The following is a 20991-nucleotide window of genomic DNA, read 5'->3' as shown; positions in this document are numbered from 1 at the left end:
CAACTCTTTGTCACGAACCAAAGGAGCGATCACGAGATGGGTAAATCACGAACAGATACGGCAGGAAAAATGAACGTGTTAAAATCGAGAACGGAATTACTGTGCTTATCAGTCAATACGTTGGACGAATTCACGACGCCAGAGGATTTGCATCGATTGTTAGCTGATATTGATTCCTTACGTGCGAAAGTCGTACGTTACGCCAAAGATTTAGAACAAGTATCTCGAAAGGATGAAACACATTGAAACTGATCGTAGGAGAATACACAAGCGCCCAAGCCGAGCGGCTAGGGATTAACGGAGAGGGCATCGCGACGATTGATCGCATGGTCATCTTCATTCCGAACTTATTACCTGGAGAAAAGGCGAAAGTCGAAATTACGCGCGTCGAGCGGAACTACGCCGAGGCACGCGTCATCAAGCGCGATAATGATTCACCGGACCGGGTCAAGCCACCATGTCCGATTTATGACGAGTGTGGCGGTTGCCAGATTCAACATATGAGTCCGCGCCTGCAGATGGACTATAAAGAAGAAATCGTCCGCAACGCCTTCCGTCAAAAGACGAAATTGAACGTCGACAAATCGGATATCCGTGGTACGAAAGGGATGGACAACCCTTGGTATTACCGCAACAAGTCACAATTCCCGCTCTCGACGCGCCGCGGTGAAATCGTGTCAGGGCTCTACAAGCCGAACACGAATGAGCTCGTGCCAATCGAACACTGCATGGTGCAGCAGCGCGACACGACGAACATCAACAACGCCATCGTCCGTATTTTGAACGAACTCGACATCCCTGTATACGATGCGCGCCGTGACGTCGGTTTTGCCCGTACCGTCATCGTCCGCTCGGGCTATAAGACGGATGACGTCCAAGTCGTACTCGTCGTCGGGAATGAAGATGTCCCGCGTTTGGACGAACTGAGTGACCGCATCATGGCGTTGCCGAACGTCGTGTCGTTCCACTTGAATATTAACTCGAACCGTTCAGGCGTCATCTTCGGGTACCGCACGGTTCATATCGCCGGGCAAGACAAGATGGACGAACAGCTTGACGACGTCCATTACCACTTGTCACCGCGTGCGTTCTTCCAACTCAATCCGGCTCAGACGGAAGTCATGTATCGGGAAGTCGTCGAGGCGGCTGGCCTAACGGGTCAAGAACGGGTCATCGATGCGTACGCTGGTGTCGGTTCAATCGGGCTATGGCTCGCGCCACATGCAAAAGAGATTCGCGGGATGGAAGTCGTCCCAGAAGCAGTCGAAGATGCGAATGCGCACATGCGTGAGAACGGGTTCAGCCATGCAACCTATGTTGAAGGCCGGGCCGAGCACTGGATTCCGCGCTGGGTCAAGGACGGTTGGATTCCAGATGTCATCGTCGTCGATCCGCCGCGCACTGGTGTCGATCATCAGCTCCTCAACGCAATGATCTCATCGAAAGCGAAACGCATCGTCTACGTGTCATGTAACCCGCAGACACTCGCACGGGATGCGGACCAACTCATGAAAGCCGACTATAAAATCAACTATATCCAGCCGTACGATATGTTCCCGCAGACGGCGCACGTCGAGTCAATCGTCGTCTTCGAGAAGAAGAAAAAGAAAAAGTATTGACGGGGTTGTGAAAACGCTTGCAAAAACAGTGTTTTCACGCTATAGTTCAGATGTCAGACTTCTTTTGATAAACGTTAAGAAGCGGAGGAACATCAGATGATCCCACAAGAAAAAGTGAACGAGCTTGTCCATAAAGCAATTGATGCACGGTCGCGTGCCTATACACCGTATTCGAAATTCAATGTCGGGGCCGTCGTCATTGACGAGACCGGCAAAGAAATTTTGGGTTGCAACGTCGAAAACGCTTCGTACGGGTTGTCGATGTGTGCAGAACGGACCGCCATCTTCAAAGCGGTATCGGAAGGCAGCAAGGCAATCGAGACGGTCGTTGTCGTTGGAGACACAGCGGGCCCAATCTCGCCGTGTGGCGCTTGCCGTCAAGTCATTGCCGAGTTTGCGAGTGACGACTTTACGTTGATTCTCGCGAACATGGCCGGAGAGACGAAAGTGATGACAAAAGAAGAGATGCTACCATACGGCTTCTCGCCAAAAGATTTAACGTGAAATAAAGATGCGGACGAATTCGTCCGCATCTTTATTTGTTGCCGTCATATTTTTTCTCGCTGGCCGAGTCGTCCTTCGAGTGTCGTTTCTGTTTTTCATCCTTCACTTTTTGGTTCAGCTCTTCCACCGGAATCGGGTCGACGGTCTCCATGCCCTCCTGGTCGAAGATACTCTCCTTGTCGGTATCGACAGCATCCGGATTATCGAACGGTCGCTTTGACGGGTTCTGTGATTTCTTCATCCTCATCGCCTCCTTGTGTTGATTGTTATTCCACTCTGTTAAATTGTGTAAACGCTTTAGGAAACGGGTTTCGATTTTGCGGAACAGTGGAATTATCGGTACATAGTGACTAAGGAGGGGTATTCGGATGGATAAGAAAGTCTTAATGGGAATCGTACTCGGTGTGGCCGGGGCTGCGCTCGTCGCGCCGAAAGTGGCAGCGCTCTTGACGCAAGACCACGATGAGGATACATGGAGCAAGATGGATCGCATGGAAAGTGTCGATTCAGATAAAGACGAGGCGGAAGCGGGTCTCACTCAACTTGACTCGAATCACCGGGCCGAGTGGCAAGCGAACGGCTTTCCGCAGACGCACGCTGAGCGGGAGCGTCTCATGAATGAATCAGATGATGCCTATAAAGGGAAGGACATCTAAAAACAGACAGCCATCGCGGCTGTCTGTTTTTTAAATATCTTCGTCCGGTAAAAGGGGGAGCGTGAGTGTGACGGTCGTCCCGTTGCCGACTTCTGAGGCGAAGTGCATCGAGCCGCCGTGGCGCTCCATAATATGTTTGGCGATGGCGAGCCCGAGTCCGGTCCCGCCGTCTTCGCGTGTCCGTGACTTATTGACGCGATAGAATCGTTTCGTCAGCTGATCGAGGTCTTCTTTCGGGATGCCCCGGCCTTCGTCATGAATCTCGGTGACGGCATTGTTCGCGGTCGCATACGTCTTCACATGAATCGATTTGCCGGCTTCCGTATAGCGGAGCGCGTTATCGAGCAAATTCCCGACGACTTGCTCGAGTCGATCGTGGTCCCCGAGAATAATCAAGTCGAAGTCGAGGTCCGTCTCGATGGTGACGCCTTTCGCCCGCGCGATCGGCTCGAAGCGATAGAGAACGTCTTCGAGCACTTGCGAATAGACGACTGGTTCTTTCGTCATCGGATACGAATCACGCTCGAGTTGGGCCAAGTCGAGCAAATCGTTGACGAGCCGTTGCAACCGTTCGGTCTCGTTCTCGATAATCTCATAATATTGATCTTTCGTTTTGTCATCGAGCGACGGGTCTTGAAGCATCTCGGTATAACCGCGAATATACGACAGTGGCGTCCGCAATTCGTGGCTCACGTTCGCCAAAAACTCTTTCCGTTGTTCTTCGACGAGACCGAGCGATTCGGCCATCCGGTTCAGTGTCTCGGCAAGCTCACCAATCTCATCATCGTAATAGATGGGGATGCGGTGCGAGAAATCACCTTTGGCATACACTTGGGACGCTCGTTTCATTTGAATCAGCGGTTGGATGATTGTATCGATAATCTGAGTGCCGAAAATGAGTAAGTTCACGATCATCAAGATGAGCAAGAACGTGATCATGAGCCGAATCGGTTGGAACGGTTCACTGATTTTACTCAGCTCCATATACAGGATGAGCGCATTATCGAGTTCGCCGTCTCGGATGAGCGGGAAGGCGGACATGAGGATGTCGACGTCTTCGGTCGGGTGCTTGCGGGTAACAGAAATCGCATAGCCGTCTTGCAACTTGGCGAGGTCCTGCTCCCGTAAAAACGTCTTGCCCGATCCGAGACTGTCTTCCCGGACGGACGAGAGAAACACTTTCGTCTCGGTCAGTTCGTTCGTGTACGTCATACTGTCGGAAAACGCGTCAGAGAAGCCGTCCGCCTTATAGATGGTGACGAGCTTCTCTCCGCGGTTGATGAGCAGTTCTTCTTGCGTCTGAATATAAAACTTGTCATACAAGTAAAACGTCATGATGATGAACACGAACGCGGAGAAAAGGCTAGCGGTCCAGATGGTGATCCAAATCCGCTTCCGGATCGTGTATTGCTTCATACGGTCGCCTCGAACTTATAGCCGATCCCCCAGACGGTTTGGATGTAGCCACCCGCTTCGCCGAGCTTGAGACGAAGTGTCTTGATATGGGTGTCGACCGTTCGGAGGTTACCGTGATACTCGGTACCCCAAATTTGGTCGAGCAATTGTTCACGCGAGAACACTTTCTCTTCGTTCGTGATGAACAAGTAGAGCAAATCGAACTCTTTCCGGGTCAAGTTGACCGTTTTGCCTTTCACGCTGACCGCACGGCCATCGATATCGATGGACAAGACTCCGGTATCGAACGTCGCTTCTTGTTCTTTCGAGAAATTATGCGTCCGACGAAGCGTCGCTTCGATTCGAGCGAGCAACTCGCGGGGGCTGAACGGCTTCGTGATATAGTCGTCCGCGCCGATCTTCAAGCCGTGGATGCGATCGAGTTCTTCTGAGCGGGCCGTTAGCATAATGATCGGCACGTTCGAGAACTCACGGATGCGCATGCATGCCGTGAGGCCGTCGAGTTCAGGCATCATCACGTCGAGCAGCACGAGGTGGAACGACTGTTCTTTCAATAAGTCGATTGCCTCGAGACCGTTCGTTGCTGTGACGGTCTCGTATCCTTCCTTCTCTAAGTTCGAAACGAGTAAATCCCGCATTTGTTCTTCATCATCGGTCACTAAGATGCGAAACGTTGGTTCTGACATTGGGCATTCTCCTTTACAAAACGGTTAACGAGGACGTGTGATAATTCCCTCATACTTCTATCATACCTATCTCTCCGAATTAGAACAGAAATATTCATTGTCGTAAAGTTGTCCTCATGAAATCCACACAAAAACGCCACAAAAAAGCCAATTCTTTGTCAGAATTGGCTTATGCTTCGAGCTGAGCTTCGTACGTATGGTCGAATTCAGGCGCATGGAGTGAGTGCAAGTAAAGTTGGAAACTCGACTTCGACACTTCATACAGAACGTATTCGACATCACCTTGATTGATTTCAGTTAGTAATTCAGACCGAATCTCATTGGCGCAGAAAGCGTACGGCAGTTTTTCCGCCGCCGCGATTGAACGCTCATTCGATTGACGGATTTTCAAAAATACACTTTCAATGTCAAGTTCGAAGAAAAGTTCTGAGAAGAACGCTTCTTTCGCGACTTGATTGTAACCTTTGCCGTGATACGGTTTGCCAAGCCACGTCCCGAGGAATCCATAGCCGGATTCCACATCGAACAAGCTGATTGTCCCGATTGGGGTACCAAACTCGTTCGTGATGGTACGTGAGATGATGTTTCCTTGCTCTTCTAGCTCGATGATTTGCTTCGTGCTAAATAAAAACTCGTCAAAGTGGACCGTCTTTTGACGGACATATGGAAAGACATCTGGGTGTTGCATCAGTTCGAACAACTCCGCGCAGTCGGTAAGCTCACGAAATTTGAGCACCTTTACATTCCTCCTCCTATTTCAGACCGCTGAAGAATAGTTGTAACGAAAGCATACTTCTGGCTTCGTTGTTCGAACTTGCCTTGGCTGCTCCCTTTTATGAAGTTACAAGATTATTTTATATAGTTTTTTTAAAAAAGCAAGTAAATAAAATGCAACTTCACAAAAAAATAATAAGAGCGCTTTCACGACTGGTGTCACTCACATCTCGTGATGCGTTTTCGAGCGGCTCGTCGAGTAAACGATGTGACCGTCGACGATGGTCATAATCGGCTTCGACATGTAGTCGAGCGGGAAGTGGCTCCATAGGACAAGATCGGCATCTTTGCCGATTTCGAGCGAGCCGATGCGGTCGTCTACTCCGAGCGATTCAGCCGGATGAATCGTGATGGCGCGGAGCGCGACGTCGACGGGAAGCCCTTCGCGGGCAGCAAGACCGGCGCACAAATTCAAATATTGAACCGGCGTATAAGGATGATCCGTCGTGATGGAGACGATCATATCGTGCTCATGTAAGATGCGGTACGTCTCCCACGTCTTGTTTTGGAGCTCGATTTTCGACTTCCGTGTGAACGTTGGTCCGACGGTGACATGTTTGACACCGAGTTCGCGCAACTTTTCGGCGACGAGATGTCCTTCCGTACAGTGCTCAATCCGATAATCGAGGTCAAACTCTTGTGCGAAGCGGACAACCGATAAAATATCGTCGGCGCGGTGGGCGTGGACACGAATCGGCATCTTGCGATCGAGCGCCAATTGAATCATCTGGCTACCGAACGTGCCGATCGTCTTTGTCGAATCAACGGTCCGGAACGCTTCACGCAACAAGCCCATGATTCCCATCCGGGTCAACTCGCCGGATTTCCCCATGCTGTGGACGCGCTTCGGGTTCTCGCCGAGCGCGAGTTTCAGGCCGGCATAGCGGCGGAGCACCATGTCCTCGATGAAGCGGCCATGGGTTTTGATGACACTCGTCACGCCGCCGATGACGTTCATACTGCCAGGCATGACTTGGACGGCCGTCACCCCGGCCATGAGCGCTTCCCGGAAGCCCTCATCGAGCGGATAGACGCCATCGATGGCCCGTGCGTGCGGGGTCATCGCCTCGACGGTCTCGTTCGCATCGTTCCCGACTGAACCCGTCCCTTCGTCATACAGTCCGAGATGGGTGTGGGCATCGATGAAGCCGGGGAACAAGAAGTTGCCTTCGGCTTCGATGACCGTCTCTCCGTCGAGCGGGTCCAACAAGTCCGCCATCTCGACGATTTTGCCGTCTTTGACGCGAAGGTCCCCGTAAAAATGTGGTGCGGTGATCGGATAGATATGGGCGTTACGAATTAACAAATTACTCACGTGCTAGCTCCTTTCAAGTCAAATGAAGTAGTTGTTTCAGGGCGGGTTCTAACGTTTCATAACGGAACCGGAAACCGTGGTTGAGGGCTTTCGTCGGAACGACTTTCGCTCCTTCGAGGACGATGACGCTCTTCTCTCCGAGTGCGAGCTTGAGGAGCGGCGCCGGGGCGGGTGCCCAGTGGGGACGATGCATCACCCGGCCTAGCGTCTTCCCGAATTCGTCCATCGTGACAGGCGTCGGTGCCGTGCCATTGACGGGTCCCTCGATCGTACTCGTCTCGAGGATATGGACGAACAGACGGACGAGGTCGTCTAAATGAATCCACGGCACCCATTGCTTGCCGGAGCCGAGTCGTCCACCGATACCAAGCGTGTACGGCAACTTCATGAGCGGGAAGGCGCCGCCGTCATTCGATAAGACGACACCGGTCCGCATCGTGACGAGACGGATGCCCATGTCTTGAACGGGTTGCGCCTCTTTCTCCCACAATACGCAGACGTTGCCTAAAAAGTTGGTTCGGTCGGGGAGCGGTGTCGCTTCCGAATACGTGATGGATCGATCTTCACCGTATATCCCGATGGCGGACCCGCTGATGACGACGCTCGGCTTGCGTTTCATATTTTTAATGATGCGGACGACTTCTTTCGTCCCATCGATCCGACTTTGAAGAATGGCTTGCTTTTGTTTGTGCGTCCAACGTCCGTCGTTGATCGAGGCTCCTGCCAAATGGACGATGGCATCGACGTCTTGAAGCTCGGATTCAGGATGACTATCGGGCGTCATCCATTCGACGAACGAGATCCCTCCTTGCCGCGGACGTGGGTGGCGCGTCAATACGACGACTTGATGTCCGGCTTCGGCGAGCGCGCGTACGAGCGGTCGGCCAATCAATCCGGTACCACCAGTGATTGCTATTTTCATGGGTCTCCCTCCAATATCCTTTAAGCGATTTCAAAACGGGTATGAGGAATATAGGAATGTCTTATACAGATAATACCCCTTCTTCTAACTTATCAAAAATCCTGCCCGAACGGGGAACGTGATATGTTAGAAGCAGGAAATGGAGGGATTTTGTGAAAATCGCCAAGTTTACGACCCAGAAGAAAAATCAAGATCGATTGAACGTCTTTGTCGAAAAAGACGGACGTGAGGAATTCGCGTTTGCCATCGACCTCGACGTCTTCATCAAATACGAATTGACGAAAGGGATGGAACTCGAGGACGATTTCGTCCGGGACGTCCTTCAAGCGGAAGAAGAACAGAAAGCGTACAAAGCGGCCGTCAACTATTTATCGTATCGAATGCGTGCCGTCTCAGAGGTGCGTGACTACCTCGTGAAGAAAGAGATAGATGAGTCAGCCATCAAACGCGTCATTGAACGCTTGATTGAACAGCGCTATTTGAACGATGCCGAGTTCGCCAAAGCTTACACCCAGACAAAGTTCAATACGAGCCCGAGCGGACCCGTGAAAATCAAACGAGAACTCGCTCAGCTTCAAATCGCTCCGGATCTTATCGAAGACGTCATCGCCGCCATCTCGCACGAAGACCAGCTTGAAAAGGCCGGAAAGTTCGTAAATCGGAAACAAATGGAAACAAATCGCCGTTCCGCCACAGAAGTGCAACAAAGAATTCAACAAACCCTGATGCAAAGGGGATTTTCGTTTGATATCATTTCAGAGGCGATTCTCACGTTTTGGGAGAACGAGGATGAGGACGTTGAACTTTCAGCTTGTCTGACACAGGCTGAAAAACTGAATCGAAAGTTTAGCGGGTACGCCCCATATGAGCGGAAACAACGGATGAAGATGCAGCTTCGTCGCAAAGGTTTTCCGTATGAGGTGATCGAGAGGGCGTTAGAGAGGCTCGCTGAACAAGAGTCATAATGGGAGATGTTTTTACGGTAGGGGAAAAAACTGAAAAGGTGGGTCTACATTGACGATTTTTGAATGGATTACAGCACTGATGCCGATTGTGGCAGTGCTCATCTTATTGGTCATTATGCGTTTACCGGCGTCGGTTGCGATGCCACTATCTCTTGTCTTGACGGCTGGACTTGCGTTCTTCGTCTGGCAGCTCGACGCGACGCGAATCATGGCGGCGACGCTACAAGGACTTGTCATCGCCGTTACGACAGTCTGGATTGTTTACGGTGCGATTGGAATGATGAATACGATGAAAGAGGGCGGCGGCATGAACGCCATCCGTTCCGGCTTCATCAACATTACGCCCGATCCCCGGATTCAAGTGCTCATCGTCGGTTGGTTGTTCGTCTCATTCATCGAAGGCGCATCTGGTTTCGGTACACCGGCCACGGTTGCGGCACCACTGTTAATCGCACTCGGCTTCCCGCCGATCGCTGCCGTTGTCATCGCCTTGTCGGCAGACGTATCGGCCGTCACGTTCGGCGCGGTCGGAACACCGGCCTTAATCGGGATTGGGAACGGGCTGTCACTTGACGTCAACCAACCCGAGACGATTGAGTTTTTGACAACCGTCGTCTTGCAGACGGTACTCATCGATATGTTCGTTGGTCTTTTTATCCCATTCATTTTAATCTTGATGCTGACGCGATTCTTCAGTAAAGAAAAATCGATTAAGCCGGCGCTCGAAGTATTCCCGATCGCGATCGTCGCGGCGCTCGTCTATAGCATCCCGGCCTATATCTGGACGCTCATCCTCGGATTCGAGTTCGGGGGTATGCTTGGTGCACTGACGGGTCTCATCATTCTTGTCACGATGGCACGCAAAGGCATACTCATGCCGAAACGGTTATGGACGTTCGACGGTTATGCCGATGAAATCGATCAACCGCTCGAGAAGCCGTCTGTCGGCAAAGGCAAACGCGAGCTTCCGCAATGGAAAGCGTGGGCCCCTTACTTGATTTTAACGATTTTCCTCGTGTTGACGCGGACCGTGCCGTTCTTGAACGAACTGACGCGTAGCGTCCGCATCGATTTGCCGAACATTTTGAGTATCGAAGGCATCTCGACATCGTGGGAACCGTTCTATTCACCAGGCTTCATGTTCATCTTGACGATGATTGCGACGTTCTTCCTCCATAACATGAGTTGGTCGCAAGTGACCTCGGTGTTTAAAGCGACGACGCTCGGTGTCGTCGGGACGGCGATCACGCTCGCTGCTTCAGTACCGATGGTTCGGATTTTCATTCATTCGGAAAACGGTGGGGCAGGTCTCGCTTCGATGCCGGTCGAACTCGCAACGGCTGCGGCCGACACGTTCGGTGGCGTCTGGCCGCTCGTCGCACCGTGGATTGGTGCGCTCGGGGCGTTCGTTTCCGGGTCGGCTACGTTCTCGAACATGATGTTCTCGAGTTTAACGACGAATGTCGCCGAGTCGGTTGGAGTCAACGAGACACTTGCCTTGTCGATGCAGATGGCGGGGGCGAACGCCGGTAACATGATTTGCGTCTTGAACGTCGTCGCGGTCGCCTCAGTGGCAGGGCTCCTCGGAAAAGAAGGAACGATTATCCGCTATACGCTCATGCCAATGATTTATTACGTGACAGCGACCGGTCTTGTCGGTTTGATGCTCGCTGCATTCTTCTTGTAAAAAGTTACAAATTATTTACGACAATAATATTGACAATTTTCTGAACAGTCTGCTAAGGTTTTAGTAGATTTTCAAACTATGAACAGAGAGGAGCCAGCATGATGAAGTACATCCCAACACTACAACGCACACACACAACATCATATGGCTACTCGTATTTGACTGCATAATTTGGCAGCTGGATAGGGGTAGTGTCCTTTCCCTGACCATGCAAAAGACTGAAGACTCAGAAGCGTACTTCATCCGATTGGTTGCACAATCAGGTGACGTGCGCTTTTTTGCGTGCGCGGAAAGGACGAAAGGGGGAATCAGTCATGAAACTGATTAAACAATTAGATTGGTTTATTAAAAGACAAAAGCGGACGTATATCGTCGCCATCATCTTGTTGATTATCACCGGGGTCGTCGATATGCTCCCGCCGTGGATCATCGGACAGGCGATTGATGCGATTCGCGAAGGCAGCCTGACGACAGAACGGCTTGTTATGATTGTCGGGTCATTGCTCGGCATCATGGTATTATCGTACGTCCTTTCGTATGTATGGATTGCCCGCCTCTTCGGGACGGCGTTCCTGCTCGAGAAAAAACTGCGGGCCCGATTCTTCGGACATCTGCTCCGGCAGACACCGCGCTTTTATCAACAGCACCGCACGGGTGATTTGATGGCGCTCGCGACGAACGATTTAAAAGCGGTGGAACGGACGGCTGGATTCGGTGTCATGACACTCGTCGACTCGTTCAATATGACACTCATCGCTCTCACCATCATGGGAGTGTTCATCGATTGGAAATTGACGCTCGCGGCACTCCTGCCGATGCCGCTCCTTGCCTGGTCGATGAATAAGCTTGGCCGCCAAATCCATGCCCGCTTCACAGCGGCGCAGGATGCGTTTGGCGTGATGAACGACCAAGTCGTCGAATCGATTTCAGGCCTTCGGGTCGTCCGCTCGTTCGTCCAAGAAGACGCGGATACGAAAAAGTTCGATACAATCACCGACGACGTCATGGCCAAAAACATGCACGTCGCCAAAATCGACGTCTTGTTCGAACCGGTCATTAAACTGCTCGTCGGCTTGAGCTATTTGATCGGGTTGTCGTTCGGCACGTACCTCGTGTTCACGAATGACATCACGCTCGGACAGCTCGTCTCGTTCAATATTTATCTCGGGATGCTCATTTGGCCAATGTACGCGTTCGGGGAACTGATTAACGTCGTACAACGGGGAACGGCTAGCCTCGAACGAATCGAAGCGACGATGAACGAGACACCGGATGTCGTCTCGACCGGCACGGTCGAAGTCGGCGTCCCGGAGAAAATCACGTTCAAATCATTGTCGTTCCAATATCCAGGATCGACCCGCGCCTCGCTCGAAGACATCGTTTTGCACGTGTCGCGTGGTGAGACGATTGGGGTCGTCGGACCGACCGGGGCCGGCAAGACGACGCTGTTGCGTCAATTGCTTCGGGAGTATCCGATTGATGACTCGTTACTCGTCAACGGTGTCCCGATTCAAGACATCAAACTCGATACGGTACGCGGTTGGAGCGGTTACGTCTCGCAAGAACATTTGCTGTTCTCGAAGACGGTCCGCGACAACATCTTGTTCGGCTCAAACGATGCGTCGGCACAAGATCTCGAGACGGCCATCCGGCTCGCGGCGTTCGATACCGATATCGAACATTTGGAAAACGGTCTCGACACGGTCGTCGGGGAGCAAGGGGTTATGCTCTCGGGCGGTCAGAAACAACGGCTCTCGATTGCCCGCGCCCTCTTGAAAGATCCAGAGATCCTTTTGCTCGATGATTCGCTTTCAGCGGTCGACGCCAAGACGGAAGCGCGCATCATCGATTCGGTCCGGACGAGCCGGGCCGAACAGACGACGTTCATCGTCGCGCACCGCCTATCCGCGGTCGCCCACGCCGACCAGATTCTTGTGTTACAAGACGGTCGTGTGACGGAACGGGGCACGCATGACCAACTGATGGAACGACGCGGTTGGTATTATGAACAATACGTTCGACAAGGAGAGTCGGAGTAATCCGGGAAAGGGGGAATCTCTCATGATCGATCAATATGAATTAGATCCAGTCCGCAGGAAGAAAACGATCCGTTCACTCGTCGGCTATGCCAAACAAGTGAGACGCTCGATTTTCCTCGGTTTGACCTTACTATTTTTAGCGGTCGGCGCCGAATTGGCCGGACCGTACATCGCCAAAATCATCATCGACGACCACATTGTCGCCATTGAGCGGGATTGGGTACAAGTCGAGTCAGGCGGGAGTGTCGCTTTTGACGGAAACTCCTATGAAAAAGAGACGAGGATTGACGGAGAGACGGTCGTCCGTCCCGTCTCGATTGTGCAGACGACAGACGGCTATTATCTCGTCCCTGACGCCGTCATGAGTGGTGGCGTCCGTGAGGTCAAAGATGGTGTCCTCACCATTACACGAAGCGAAGAGACGGCGACGTATGACAACATCGTGCCGCTCTCGTCGACCGATGTGTTTCAATTTTATGAGACGGATCTTCAGGCCGTGCTTATGTTATCTGCCTTGTACGTCGTCTTGCTTCTTATCGCGGCCGGTTTGAACTGGGGGCAACAGATGCTCCTCCAGCGGTCGGCCCATAAGATTGTCAAGACGATGCGACTCGACGTCATGCGGCATTTGCAGACGATTCCGGTCCGCTACTTTGACCAGACACCGATTGGGAAAATCGTCAGCCGCGTCACGAATGACACTGAGACGATTCGCGACCTATATTTAGGCGTGCTCGCACGCGTCTTCCAAAGCGTCGTCATGATGATTGGTGTCCTGATCGCCATGTTCTTCTTGGACGTGCGCCTCGGTCTCGTCTCGCTCATCATCATCCCGGTCGTCATCGTCTGGATTAAGCTGTTCCAACGCCTGTCGACCCGAAACAACTTTCGTGTCCGTGCCCTCGTCGCGGATATGAACGCCCAATTGAATGAGAGCATCCAAACGATGCCGATCATTCAGTCGTACGTCAAAGAAGATCTCGTCTATGACGAGTTCAACGAGAAAAACAGTGACAACTTCCAAACAAGACGGAAGCTGCTCAAACTGGATGCACTCATGTCGCACAACTTGGTCAACTTCTTCCGCAACATGGCACTCGCCTTACTCATCTGGGTCGTCGGTGCGCAGACGCTCGGAACGGGGAGCGTGCTCACGCTCGGGATTTTGTACGCCTATATCGATTACGTGTCACGGATTTTCGAACCGGTGACGCAAATCATGAACCAGCTGTCTCCGCTCCAACAGGCACTCGTCTCGGCAGACCGGATGTTCCAGTTGCTTGACGAGAAAGGGGAAGACGTGTCGGCGGAACGAATCGCTCGCTTTAAAGGTGAGGTCGTGTTCGACGACGTGTCGTTCAGCTATGAAGCCGGGAAACCGGTACTTCAACACATCGATATCCATGCGGCACCAGGTGAGACGGTGGCGCTCGTCGGACATACCGGCAGCGGTAAGAGTTCGATCATGAACTTGCTCATGCGCTTCTATGACCCGTCAGAAGGAACGCTCAACATTGACGGTATGGACGTGACGAAACTACCGACCCAAGCCGTCCGGGCCCATCTCGGCATCGTGCTTCAAGACCCGTTCTTGTTCACTGGCTCGATTCGGACGAACGTGACGCTCGGCGACGAGACGATCTCGGACGACCGCGTATGGCGCGCATTGACGGCGGTCGGAGCCGATCGTTTCGTCAAACAGTTGCCACACGGGCTTGACGAGCCGGTCATCGAACGCGGCGCCTCGCTCTCGAGCGGAGAGCGCCAGTTGATCAGCTTCGCCCGCGCCCTCGTCTTCGACCCGGCCATCCTCGTCTTAGACGAAGCGACGGCAAGCGTCGATTCAGAGACGGAAGCACTCATCCAAGACGCGCTCAAGACGCTCACGTACGGCCGGACGACGTTCGTCATCGCGCACCGTCTCTCGACGATTCGGGAAGCGGACCAAATCCTCGTCCTCGACCATGGTCACATCATCGAGCGGGGTAACCATCAGTCGCTCATCGCGGCAGGCGGCGTTTACGCCCGGATGCATGAGCTGCAAAGTAAACAACAAGCCATCAGTTGAGGAGGTCTTATGGAGATTATCGGAAAGCATAACCGGGCCAAAGTATTCAATGAACGGATTGACGATACGACGCGGGCCCAAATCCAAACGCTTGTCGACCAACCGTTCACGCAAGGCGCCTCGATTCGAATCATGCCGGACATGCATGCCGGCAAAGGGTCGGTCGTCGGGACGACGATGACGATTCACGACAAGGTCGTACCGAACCTCGTCGGCGTCGACCTCGGGTGTGGCATGCTCTGCACGGAAATCAAGGTGAAGCGAATCGACTTTCAACGGCTCGATGACGTCATCCGTCAATACGTACCGAGCGGGATGAGCATCCGGGATACAGCACACCCGTACGCCTCTGAGCTCCCGCTCGAGGACGTGCGGGCGCCGTATAAGCTGGACCGGGCACTCCGCTCAGTCGGCACGCTCGGCTCGGGCAATCATTTCATCGAAGTGAACCGGGACGAAGCCGGACGCACGTTTCTCGTCATCCACTCCGGCTCACGCCACCTCGGTGTCCAAATCGCTGACCATTATCAACAGTTGGCGGTCGAGCACATGATGAACACGGTCGACATTCGAGACGAGATTGAACGGATGAAGGCAACGGGGCGGCAGCAGGACATCTCGGCCTATCTCGAGACGGAGCGCGAGGCACGGAAACGTTTCCGCGACCTCGCCTACGTCGAAGGGGAAGCGATGGAAGATTACATGCACGACGTGCGCATCGCACAGCAATATGCGGCCGCCAACCGTCTCGCCATGACCGACGTCATCGTCGAGGCGATGAACTGGAACGTCGTCGATCAATTCGATACGGTCCACAACTACATCGATCACGACGCGATGATGCTTCGAAAAGGGGCCATCTCGGCGCGGGACGGCGAGCGGGTCATCATTCCGATGAACATGCGCGACGGCTCGCTCATCTGTACTGGCAAGGGCAACCCCGACTGGAACTTCTCGGGACCACACGGCGCCGGTCGCGTCATGTCACGCTCGGCCGCGCGAAAACGCGTCGACTTCAACGAATTTAAAAAGTCGATGGCAGATGTCTGGTCAAGTTCGGTCCGACCATCGACGATTGACGAGTCACCGTTCGTCTATAAGTCGATGAAGGAAATCGTCCGTTATATCGAGCCGGCCGTCACTATCAATCGAATCATCAAACCGCTCTACAACTTCAAGGCGAACTGAACATCGTTTCAGTTTCGCCTTTTTCTTTTCCACGAAAAATCTGATACGCTACAAGAGAGGTGAGCGAAATGGAAAAACGATTAAGCGATTTATCAAAATATGAGCTTGAACAAGAAATTCGAGCGCTCCATGAACGGAAGCGGAAAGCCGAACAGATGGGCATGGTCAGTGAGATTGAGGTCGTCTTGCGACGGATCGCGATTGCCGAGAGTTATTTGATTGACCCGAAATCGTTCAAGCCGGGGGCGACGTATATCGTCAACTATAACGAGCGCCCGTTCCGCTTGAAGTTCGTGAACGGTGTCATGGGCTGGGGGACGTTTGAAGGGGAGACGGCTGAACATGCGATTCCGCTCTCGGAGTTGTCGGAGGTGAAAGCATGAACCGGACCGAACAATACGAGCGCTTGGCCGAAATCTTGAAACAGAAAAACGATGTCTTGAGCGAGCTCGAGGCGTTGACGTGGGTTGAAGTGCTGTGGGAGGATTTTGAGACGACGCTCGCCCGTGCCGGTGAACCGTATCCTGGGGAAGCAAAATCGTTCCAATATGTCGTGCAACAAATCGATGCGTACGGCCCCCAGCTCCACCTGTTTCAAACGAAAAATGAGAAGTTCAAACACTTGATGTCTAAGCGCGACATCCATTAAAAATCACGCCGGAAATCGGCGTGATTTTTTACTTGCAAACTGCACACAATCCGTTATAATAAAGGTCGCTATTAGTTCGCTTTGTAGTTAAGTATTTATAAACTTTCTTTAGTTGGAATCATCTTTCACTAAACTTGAATCAAAGCTGAAAGGAGGGATTGTGACTTGGAAGTCGGTCAAAAAATCAAGCGGCTCCGCGTCAAGAAAGGGCTGACGCAAGAAGAGTTGGCCGAGCGCACGGATTTGAGTAAAGGCTACATTTCTCAAATCGAGCGTGATTTGAGTTCACCTTCGCTTGAGACGCTATTCGACTTGTTGGAAGTGCTCGGATGTTCGCCGAAAGAGTTTTTTGATGAAGATGTGAATCAAAAAGTGATCTATACCGAGGACGATCGGACCGTCTACGTCGACGAGGAGCGGAAATATCGGACTGAATGGCTCATCCCGGAATCGAACGAAAAAGAGATGGAACCCATTTTACTAACGTTCTCGAAGCAGGGCGAGTTCAAACGATATGAGCCGTCGCGATCGGAGACGTTTGTCTATGTCCTATCGGGGCACATCGCGCTAAAACTTGGCAATCATACGTACTTCGCCAAGACCGGAGAAACACTCTATTACGTCGCCTCCGATTCGCATCAACTCGTCAATGACTACGACGGCGAGAGTGAATGTTTAATCGTCGCGACCCATTCATATTTATAAGGGAGGAACTGAAATGAACCCAGAAACGATTATTCGCTTTGACAATGTGTCGAAGCGTTACGATGACACCGTCGTCTTAGAAAACATCAGCTTCGAGATTGAGAAAGGCAAGTTCTACACGTTGCTCGGGCCATCTGGATGTGGGAAGACGACGATTTTACGCTTAATCGCCGGCTTCACGGATGCGTCAGCAGGCGATATCCAGTTCAACGGGAAACGCATCAACGACGTCCCGGCGAACAAACGTCAAGTGAACACCGTGTTCCAAGACTATGCGCTCTTCCCGCACTTGAACGTGTTCGAGAACGTCGCGTTCGGTCTGCGCATCAAGAAGATGAAAGAAGCGGACGTGAAGACGAAAGTCGAACAGGCGCTCAAATTCGTCAACTTGAAAGGGTATGAGTCACGTGAAATCGATGAGATGTCAGGCGGGCAGCGCCAACGTGTCGCCATCGCCCGGGCCATCGTCAACGAACCGGAAGTCATCTTGCTTGATGAACCGCTCTCGGCGCTCGATTTGAAACTCCGGACCGAGATGCAATATGAGCTCCGCGAATTGCAACAGCGTCTCGGCATCACGTTCATCTTTGTCACGCATGACCAAGAAGAAGCGCTCGCGATGTCGGATGAGATTTTCGTCATGAATAACGGGAAAATTGTACAAAGCGGGACACCGACTGATATTTACGATGAGCCGATTAACCGTTTCGTCGCCGATTTCATCGGGGAGTCGAACATCGTACCGGGCGTCATGCCAGAAGATAACGTCGTCACGTTCGCCGGGAAGACATTCGATTGCGTCGACCAAGGGTTTGACCGCAACGAGAAAGTCGAGGTCATCATCCGTCCGGAAGATTTAGAGATGACATCGGTCGAATCTGCGAAACTTGTCGTCGACGTCGACTCGCAACTGTTCCGAGGCGTTCACTATGAGATTTGCTGCTATGACCAAGAAGGCAACGAATGGCTCGTTCATTCGACGAAAAAATCGGTCGTCGGTTCGAAAATCGGCCTCACGTTCGATGATGAGGCGATTCACGTCATGCGCTTAGGAGAGACGGAGGAAGAGTTCGACCGTCGTCTCGAGTCCTATGAGGAGGTCGCTCATGAATCAAACTAGTCAAACCGCGAAGACGGTCTATTTGACGACCTACTGGTTATGGATTGCGCTGTTCGTCATCGCGCCGCTCCTGCTCGTCGTCTACTACTCGTTTTTTGATATCGAAGGGAACTTGAGTTTAGAGAACTATCAGATGTTCTTCACGTCGACGTATTTGACGATGACGTTATCTTCTTTCTGGTATGCGTTCTTGATTACGTTCTTCTCGCTTTTGATCGGGTATCCGACCGCCTATTTATTGACGAAGACAAAGCATAAGCAACTTTGGCTTTTGCTCATCATTTTGCCATCATGGATTAACCTATTGCTCAAAGCCTATGCGTTTCTCGGCATTTTCGGGACGTACGGCATCACGAACCAGTTTTTAGAGGCGATCGGTATCGGGACACAACAGATTTTGTTTACGGACTTTAGTTTCGTGTTCGTGTCAGTTTACATCTTCATCCCGTTCATGATTTTGCCGATTTATAACGCCATCGAGAAGCTCCCGCCGTCGCTCGTCTATGCGTCGCGCGACCTCGGGGCCTCGAACTGGACGACGTTCCGCCGGGTCATCTTCCCACTTACGCTCGACGGTGTGAAGTCAGGGATTCAAATCGTCTTCATCCCGGCGTTGTCGCTCTTCATGATCACTCGACTGATTGCTGGGAACCGTGTCATCACGCTCGGGACGGCGATTGAACAACAATTCCTCGTCACGCAAAACTGGGGCATGGGCTCGACGATTGCCGTGTTCTTGATTTTGGCGATGGTCCTCGTCATGGTCATCACACGTGACTGGGGCGCGAAAGGAGCGGTGCGTCGATGAAACCGAAAAAATTTAAATTAGCCAACCTCTATTTGATGGCGGTGTTCTTCATCCTCTATGCACCGATTCTCTATTTGGTCGTCTACTCGTTCAACAGTGGCGGGACGATGAGTAACTTTGAAGGCTTTACGCTCGATTGGTACAAGTCGCTCTTTACCGACACGCGCCTGCTCGTTATCGTCTTGAACACGATTGTCATCGCCTTGCTGTCGGCGACGATTTCAACCGTGCTCGGCGTCATCGGGGCGCTCGCTATCTATACGGCGCGACAACGCTTCACGAAGACGTCACTCTTATCACTCAACAACGTGTTGATCGTCAGCCCGGACGTCATCATCGGGGCGTCGTTCCTCATCTTGTTCACGATGCTCGGGATTCAGCTCGGCTTTTACTCGGTGCTATTGGCGCACATCTCCTTCTCGGTACCGATTGTCGTCATCTTGGTCTTGCCGAAGCTGCAAGAGATGAGCCCGACGCTCATCGATGCGTCGCGTGACCTTGGGGCAAGTACGTGGGACGTCTTGACGAAAGTCATCTTGCCATATATCACACCGGGTATCTTTGCCGGGTTCTTCACGGCACTCACGTATTCGCTCGATGACTTTGCCGTCACGTTCTTCGTGACCGGAAACGGCTTCACGACACTTGCCGTTGAAGTCTACTCACGCGCCCGTCAAGGCATCTCGCTCGAGATTAACGCCTTGTCAGCCATCTTGTTCTTGTTCACACTCATTCTCGTCCTTGGGTATTATGTGCTCGCCCAACGCGGTGGTAAAGCGAAGGAGGTAAGACGATGAAAAAATTGGTCATCATGTTGACGGTACCGGTCGTCGTCAGTTTCGGCCTCTTGCTCTGGGTGTATCAAATCAATATGGCGCAAGGGTTCGGCGGCGATAACACGCTCGTCGTCTACAACTGGGGCGATTATATCGATGAAGACTTGATTGGAGAGTTCGAGGAAGAGACGGGCTTGAAAGTCATCTATCAGACGTTCGACTCGAACGAGGCGATGCTCACGAAAATCGAGCAAGGCGGTACGGCGTTCGACATCGCTGTCCCATCGGATTACGCCATCAGTAAAATGATTGAAGAAGACCTGCTCTTGCCGATTGATTATGACAAGCTCGAGAACTTCGATAACATTGACCCACGTTTCCTAGACAAGTCGTTCGACCCGGGCAACACGTACTCGGTCCCTTACTTCTGGGGGACGGTCGGCATCGTGTATAACCCTGAACTCGTCGACGGTGAGATTACGTCGTGGAACGACCTATGGGACATGCCGCTCGAGAATGACATCTTGCTTGCAGACGGGACCCGTGAAGTGATGGGCTTCGGTCTGAACTCACTCGGTTACTCGCTCAACACGACGGACAAAGATGAGTTGCTCGAAGCGGAGAAGAAGCTCGAGACGCTCTGGCCGAACATTAAAGCGATCGTCGGCGATGAAATCAAGATGCTCATGGCCAATCGCGAAGCGGCCGCGGCCGTCGTCTGGTCAGGTGACGCCTCCGAAATCATGTACGAGAACGAAGAGCTGACGTACGTCATCCCGGAAGAAGGGACGAATCTCTGGTTCGACAACCTCGTCATTCCGAACACATCGAAAAACATCGAAGGCGCGCACCAGTTCATCGACTTTATGCTTGACGCGGAAATCGCGGCCCGAAACACCGATTATGTCGGATATTCGACACCGAACGAAGCGGCACTTGAATTTTTAGATGAAGAAGTGACGTCAGACGAACGTTTTTATCCGACAAAAGAAGTGACGGATGAGCTCGAAGTGTATGAGAACTTAGGCAAACGCATGAACGCGTACTACAACGAACTATACTTGCGCTTTAAAATGCAGAGTAAATAAAAGGAG

The 20991-nt window shown here is 52.2% G+C and carries 22 protein-coding genes; 16 read left to right on the top strand and 6 right to left on the bottom strand.

Annotated features, from left to right (window positions below; genetic code table 11):
• The first annotated feature begins 36 nt into the window (after positions 1–36).
• The 3 genes from KNP85_RS09945 to KNP85_RS09935 all read left to right on the top strand — a co-directional run bounded on the left by KNP85_RS09945 (position 37) and on the right by KNP85_RS09935 (position 2123).
• Positions 37–246, top strand: a complete 210-nt coding sequence (locus KNP85_RS09945; RefSeq protein ID WP_016510454.1) for a hypothetical protein — start codon at positions 37–39, stop codon at positions 244–246.
• Positions 243–1619, top strand: coding sequence for a 23S rRNA (uracil(1939)-C(5))-methyltransferase RlmD (gene rlmD, locus KNP85_RS09940; protein WP_131472984.1), 1377 nt, complete (start codon positions 243–245; stop codon positions 1617–1619). The genes KNP85_RS09945 and rlmD overlap by 4 nt, the downstream gene beginning before the upstream one ends.
• Positions 1620–1715: 96 nt before the next feature.
• Entirely contained in the window at positions 1716–2123 is a 408-nt protein-coding gene (locus KNP85_RS09935; protein ID WP_021067768.1) for a cytidine deaminase, read from the top strand.
• Positions 2124–2154: 31 nt separating this feature from the next.
• On the opposite strand, the gene KNP85_RS09930 is transcribed toward KNP85_RS09935, so the two are convergent.
• Positions 2155–2370, bottom strand: a complete 216-nt coding sequence (locus KNP85_RS09930; RefSeq protein ID WP_031200364.1) for a hypothetical protein — start codon at positions 2368–2370, stop codon at positions 2155–2157.
• 121 nt (positions 2371–2491) lie between these two features.
• Here KNP85_RS09930 and KNP85_RS09925 point away from each other — a divergent pair, with 121 nt between their 5' ends.
• On the top strand, positions 2492–2779 hold the full coding sequence (locus KNP85_RS09925) for a hypothetical protein (protein WP_021067766.1): 288 nt from the start codon (positions 2492–2494) through the stop codon (positions 2777–2779).
• A gap of 30 nt (positions 2780–2809) precedes the next feature.
• Here the strand turns inward: KNP85_RS09925 and KNP85_RS09920 are convergent, their stop codons facing one another.
• From KNP85_RS09920 to KNP85_RS09900, 5 genes are all read right to left on the bottom strand, one after another.
• Positions 2810–4195, bottom strand: a complete 1386-nt coding sequence (locus KNP85_RS09920) for a sensor histidine kinase (RefSeq protein WP_021067765.1) — start codon at positions 4193–4195, stop codon at positions 2810–2812.
• Complete coding sequence (locus tag KNP85_RS09915; protein ID WP_021067764.1) at positions 4192–4881, bottom strand: response regulator transcription factor; 690 nt, start codon at positions 4879–4881, stop codon at positions 4192–4194. Before KNP85_RS09915 ends, KNP85_RS09920 begins: the two co-directional genes overlap by 4 nt.
• A gap of 169 nt (positions 4882–5050) precedes the next feature.
• Positions 5051–5617 carry a GNAT family N-acetyltransferase gene (locus KNP85_RS09910; RefSeq protein ID WP_021067763.1) on the bottom strand — a complete coding sequence of 189 codons (567 nt, stop codon included), beginning with the start codon at positions 5615–5617 and terminating at the stop codon, positions 5051–5053.
• A gap of 201 nt (positions 5618–5818) precedes the next feature.
• On the bottom strand, positions 5819–6970 hold the full coding sequence (locus tag KNP85_RS09905; RefSeq protein WP_021067762.1) for an amidohydrolase: 1152 nt from the start codon (positions 6968–6970) through the stop codon (positions 5819–5821).
• A 13-nt stretch (positions 6971–6983) separates the two neighbouring features.
• Positions 6984–7892, bottom strand: coding sequence for a TIGR01777 family oxidoreductase (locus KNP85_RS09900; RefSeq protein WP_021067761.1), 909 nt, complete (start codon positions 7890–7892; stop codon positions 6984–6986).
• 152 nt (positions 7893–8044) lie between these two features.
• On the opposite strand from KNP85_RS09900, the gene recX reads away from it, so the two are divergent.
• From recX to KNP85_RS09840, 12 genes are all read left to right on the top strand, one after another.
• The gene (recX, locus tag KNP85_RS09895) at positions 8045–8857 is read left to right on the top strand and encodes a recombination regulator RecX (protein WP_021067760.1); all 813 of its coding nucleotides are present in this window, start codon (positions 8045–8047) and stop codon (positions 8855–8857) included.
• A 49-nt stretch (positions 8858–8906) separates the two neighbouring features.
• Positions 8907–10544, top strand: coding sequence for an L-lactate permease (locus tag KNP85_RS09890; protein ID WP_082665790.1), 1638 nt, complete (start codon positions 8907–8909; stop codon positions 10542–10544).
• A 314-nt stretch (positions 10545–10858) separates the two neighbouring features.
• On the top strand, positions 10859–12583 hold the full coding sequence (locus KNP85_RS09885; RefSeq protein WP_214802878.1) for an ABC transporter ATP-binding protein: 1725 nt from the start codon (positions 10859–10861) through the stop codon (positions 12581–12583).
• 22 nt (positions 12584–12605) lie between these two features.
• Complete coding sequence (locus tag KNP85_RS09880; RefSeq protein ID WP_214802875.1) at positions 12606–14651, top strand: ABC transporter ATP-binding protein; 2046 nt, start codon at positions 12606–12608, stop codon at positions 14649–14651.
• A gap of 9 nt (positions 14652–14660) precedes the next feature.
• Entirely contained in the window at positions 14661–15839 is a 1179-nt protein-coding gene (locus KNP85_RS09875) for an RtcB family protein (RefSeq protein WP_214802872.1), read from the top strand.
• Positions 15840–15907: 68 nt separating this feature from the next.
• Entirely contained in the window at positions 15908–16222 is a 315-nt protein-coding gene (locus KNP85_RS09870) for a YfhH family protein (protein WP_021067755.1), read from the top strand.
• Complete coding sequence (locus KNP85_RS09865) at positions 16219–16488, top strand: YfhJ family protein (RefSeq protein WP_021067754.1); 270 nt, start codon at positions 16219–16221, stop codon at positions 16486–16488. Before KNP85_RS09870 ends, KNP85_RS09865 begins: the two co-directional genes overlap by 4 nt.
• A gap of 165 nt (positions 16489–16653) precedes the next feature.
• Positions 16654–17193, top strand: a complete 540-nt coding sequence (locus KNP85_RS09860; RefSeq protein ID WP_021067753.1) for a helix-turn-helix domain-containing protein — start codon at positions 16654–16656, stop codon at positions 17191–17193.
• Positions 17194–17206: 13 nt separating this feature from the next.
• Positions 17207–18313 carry an ABC transporter ATP-binding protein gene (locus tag KNP85_RS09855; RefSeq protein WP_029596016.1) on the top strand — a complete coding sequence of 369 codons (1107 nt, stop codon included), beginning with the start codon at positions 17207–17209 and terminating at the stop codon, positions 18311–18313.
• Positions 18300–19121, top strand: a complete 822-nt coding sequence (locus KNP85_RS09850) for an ABC transporter permease (protein ID WP_034780994.1) — start codon at positions 18300–18302, stop codon at positions 19119–19121. The genes KNP85_RS09855 and KNP85_RS09850 overlap by 14 nt, the downstream gene beginning before the upstream one ends.
• Positions 19118–19918 carry an ABC transporter permease gene (locus KNP85_RS09845; RefSeq protein WP_214802869.1) on the top strand — a complete coding sequence of 267 codons (801 nt, stop codon included), beginning with the start codon at positions 19118–19120 and terminating at the stop codon, positions 19916–19918. Before KNP85_RS09850 ends, KNP85_RS09845 begins: the two co-directional genes overlap by 4 nt.
• Positions 19915–20985 carry an ABC transporter substrate-binding protein gene (locus KNP85_RS09840; protein WP_021067749.1) on the top strand — a complete coding sequence of 357 codons (1071 nt, stop codon included), beginning with the start codon at positions 19915–19917 and terminating at the stop codon, positions 20983–20985. Before KNP85_RS09845 ends, KNP85_RS09840 begins: the two co-directional genes overlap by 4 nt.
• Positions 20986–20991 lie beyond the last annotated feature (6 nt).

The sequence above is a fragment of the Exiguobacterium sp. s194 genome, assembly GCF_018618275.1.
In the GTDB taxonomy this organism is placed as follows: domain Bacteria; phylum Bacillota; class Bacilli; order Exiguobacteriales; family Exiguobacteriaceae; genus Exiguobacterium; species Exiguobacterium chiriqhucha.
The sequence above is the reverse complement of the archived record's forward strand: the minus strand, read 5'-3'. Positions and strand labels throughout refer to the sequence as shown.

Excerpts from the sequence above, each read along its gene's own strand:
- KNP85_RS09945 (WP_016510454.1), top strand. The coding sequence starts at position 37 with ATGGGTAAATCACGAACAGATACGGCAGGAAAAATGAACGTGTTAAAA.
- KNP85_RS09935 (WP_021067768.1), top strand. The coding sequence starts at position 1,716 with ATGATCCCACAAGAAAAAGTGAACGAGCTTGTCCATAAAGCAATTGAT.
- KNP85_RS09930 (WP_031200364.1), bottom strand. The coding sequence starts at position 2,370 with ATGAGGATGAAGAAATCACAGAACCCGTCAAAGCGACCGTTCGATAAT.
- KNP85_RS09925 (WP_021067766.1), top strand. The coding sequence starts at position 2,492 with ATGGATAAGAAAGTCTTAATGGGAATCGTACTCGGTGTGGCCGGGGCT.
- KNP85_RS09920 (WP_021067765.1), bottom strand. The coding sequence starts at position 4,195 with ATGAAGCAATACACGATCCGGAAGCGGATTTGGATCACCATCTGGACC.
- KNP85_RS09915 (WP_021067764.1), bottom strand. The coding sequence starts at position 4,881 with ATGTCAGAACCAACGTTTCGCATCTTAGTGACCGATGATGAAGAACAA.
- KNP85_RS09900 (WP_021067761.1), bottom strand. The coding sequence starts at position 7,892 with ATGAAAATAGCAATCACTGGTGGTACCGGATTGATTGGCCGACCGCTC.
- KNP85_RS09885 (WP_214802878.1), top strand. The coding sequence starts at position 10,859 with ATGAAACTGATTAAACAATTAGATTGGTTTATTAAAAGACAAAAGCGG.
- KNP85_RS09880 (WP_214802875.1), top strand. The coding sequence starts at position 12,606 with ATGATCGATCAATATGAATTAGATCCAGTCCGCAGGAAGAAAACGATC.
- KNP85_RS09875 (WP_214802872.1), top strand. The coding sequence starts at position 14,661 with ATGGAGATTATCGGAAAGCATAACCGGGCCAAAGTATTCAATGAACGG.
- KNP85_RS09870 (WP_021067755.1), top strand. The coding sequence starts at position 15,908 with ATGGAAAAACGATTAAGCGATTTATCAAAATATGAGCTTGAACAAGAA.
- KNP85_RS09865 (WP_021067754.1), top strand. The coding sequence starts at position 16,219 with ATGAACCGGACCGAACAATACGAGCGCTTGGCCGAAATCTTGAAACAG.
- KNP85_RS09855 (WP_029596016.1), top strand. The coding sequence starts at position 17,207 with ATGAACCCAGAAACGATTATTCGCTTTGACAATGTGTCGAAGCGTTAC.
- KNP85_RS09850 (WP_034780994.1), top strand. The coding sequence starts at position 18,300 with ATGAATCAAACTAGTCAAACCGCGAAGACGGTCTATTTGACGACCTAC.
- KNP85_RS09845 (WP_214802869.1), top strand. The coding sequence starts at position 19,118 with ATGAAACCGAAAAAATTTAAATTAGCCAACCTCTATTTGATGGCGGTG.
- KNP85_RS09840 (WP_021067749.1), top strand. The coding sequence starts at position 19,915 with ATGAAAAAATTGGTCATCATGTTGACGGTACCGGTCGTCGTCAGTTTC.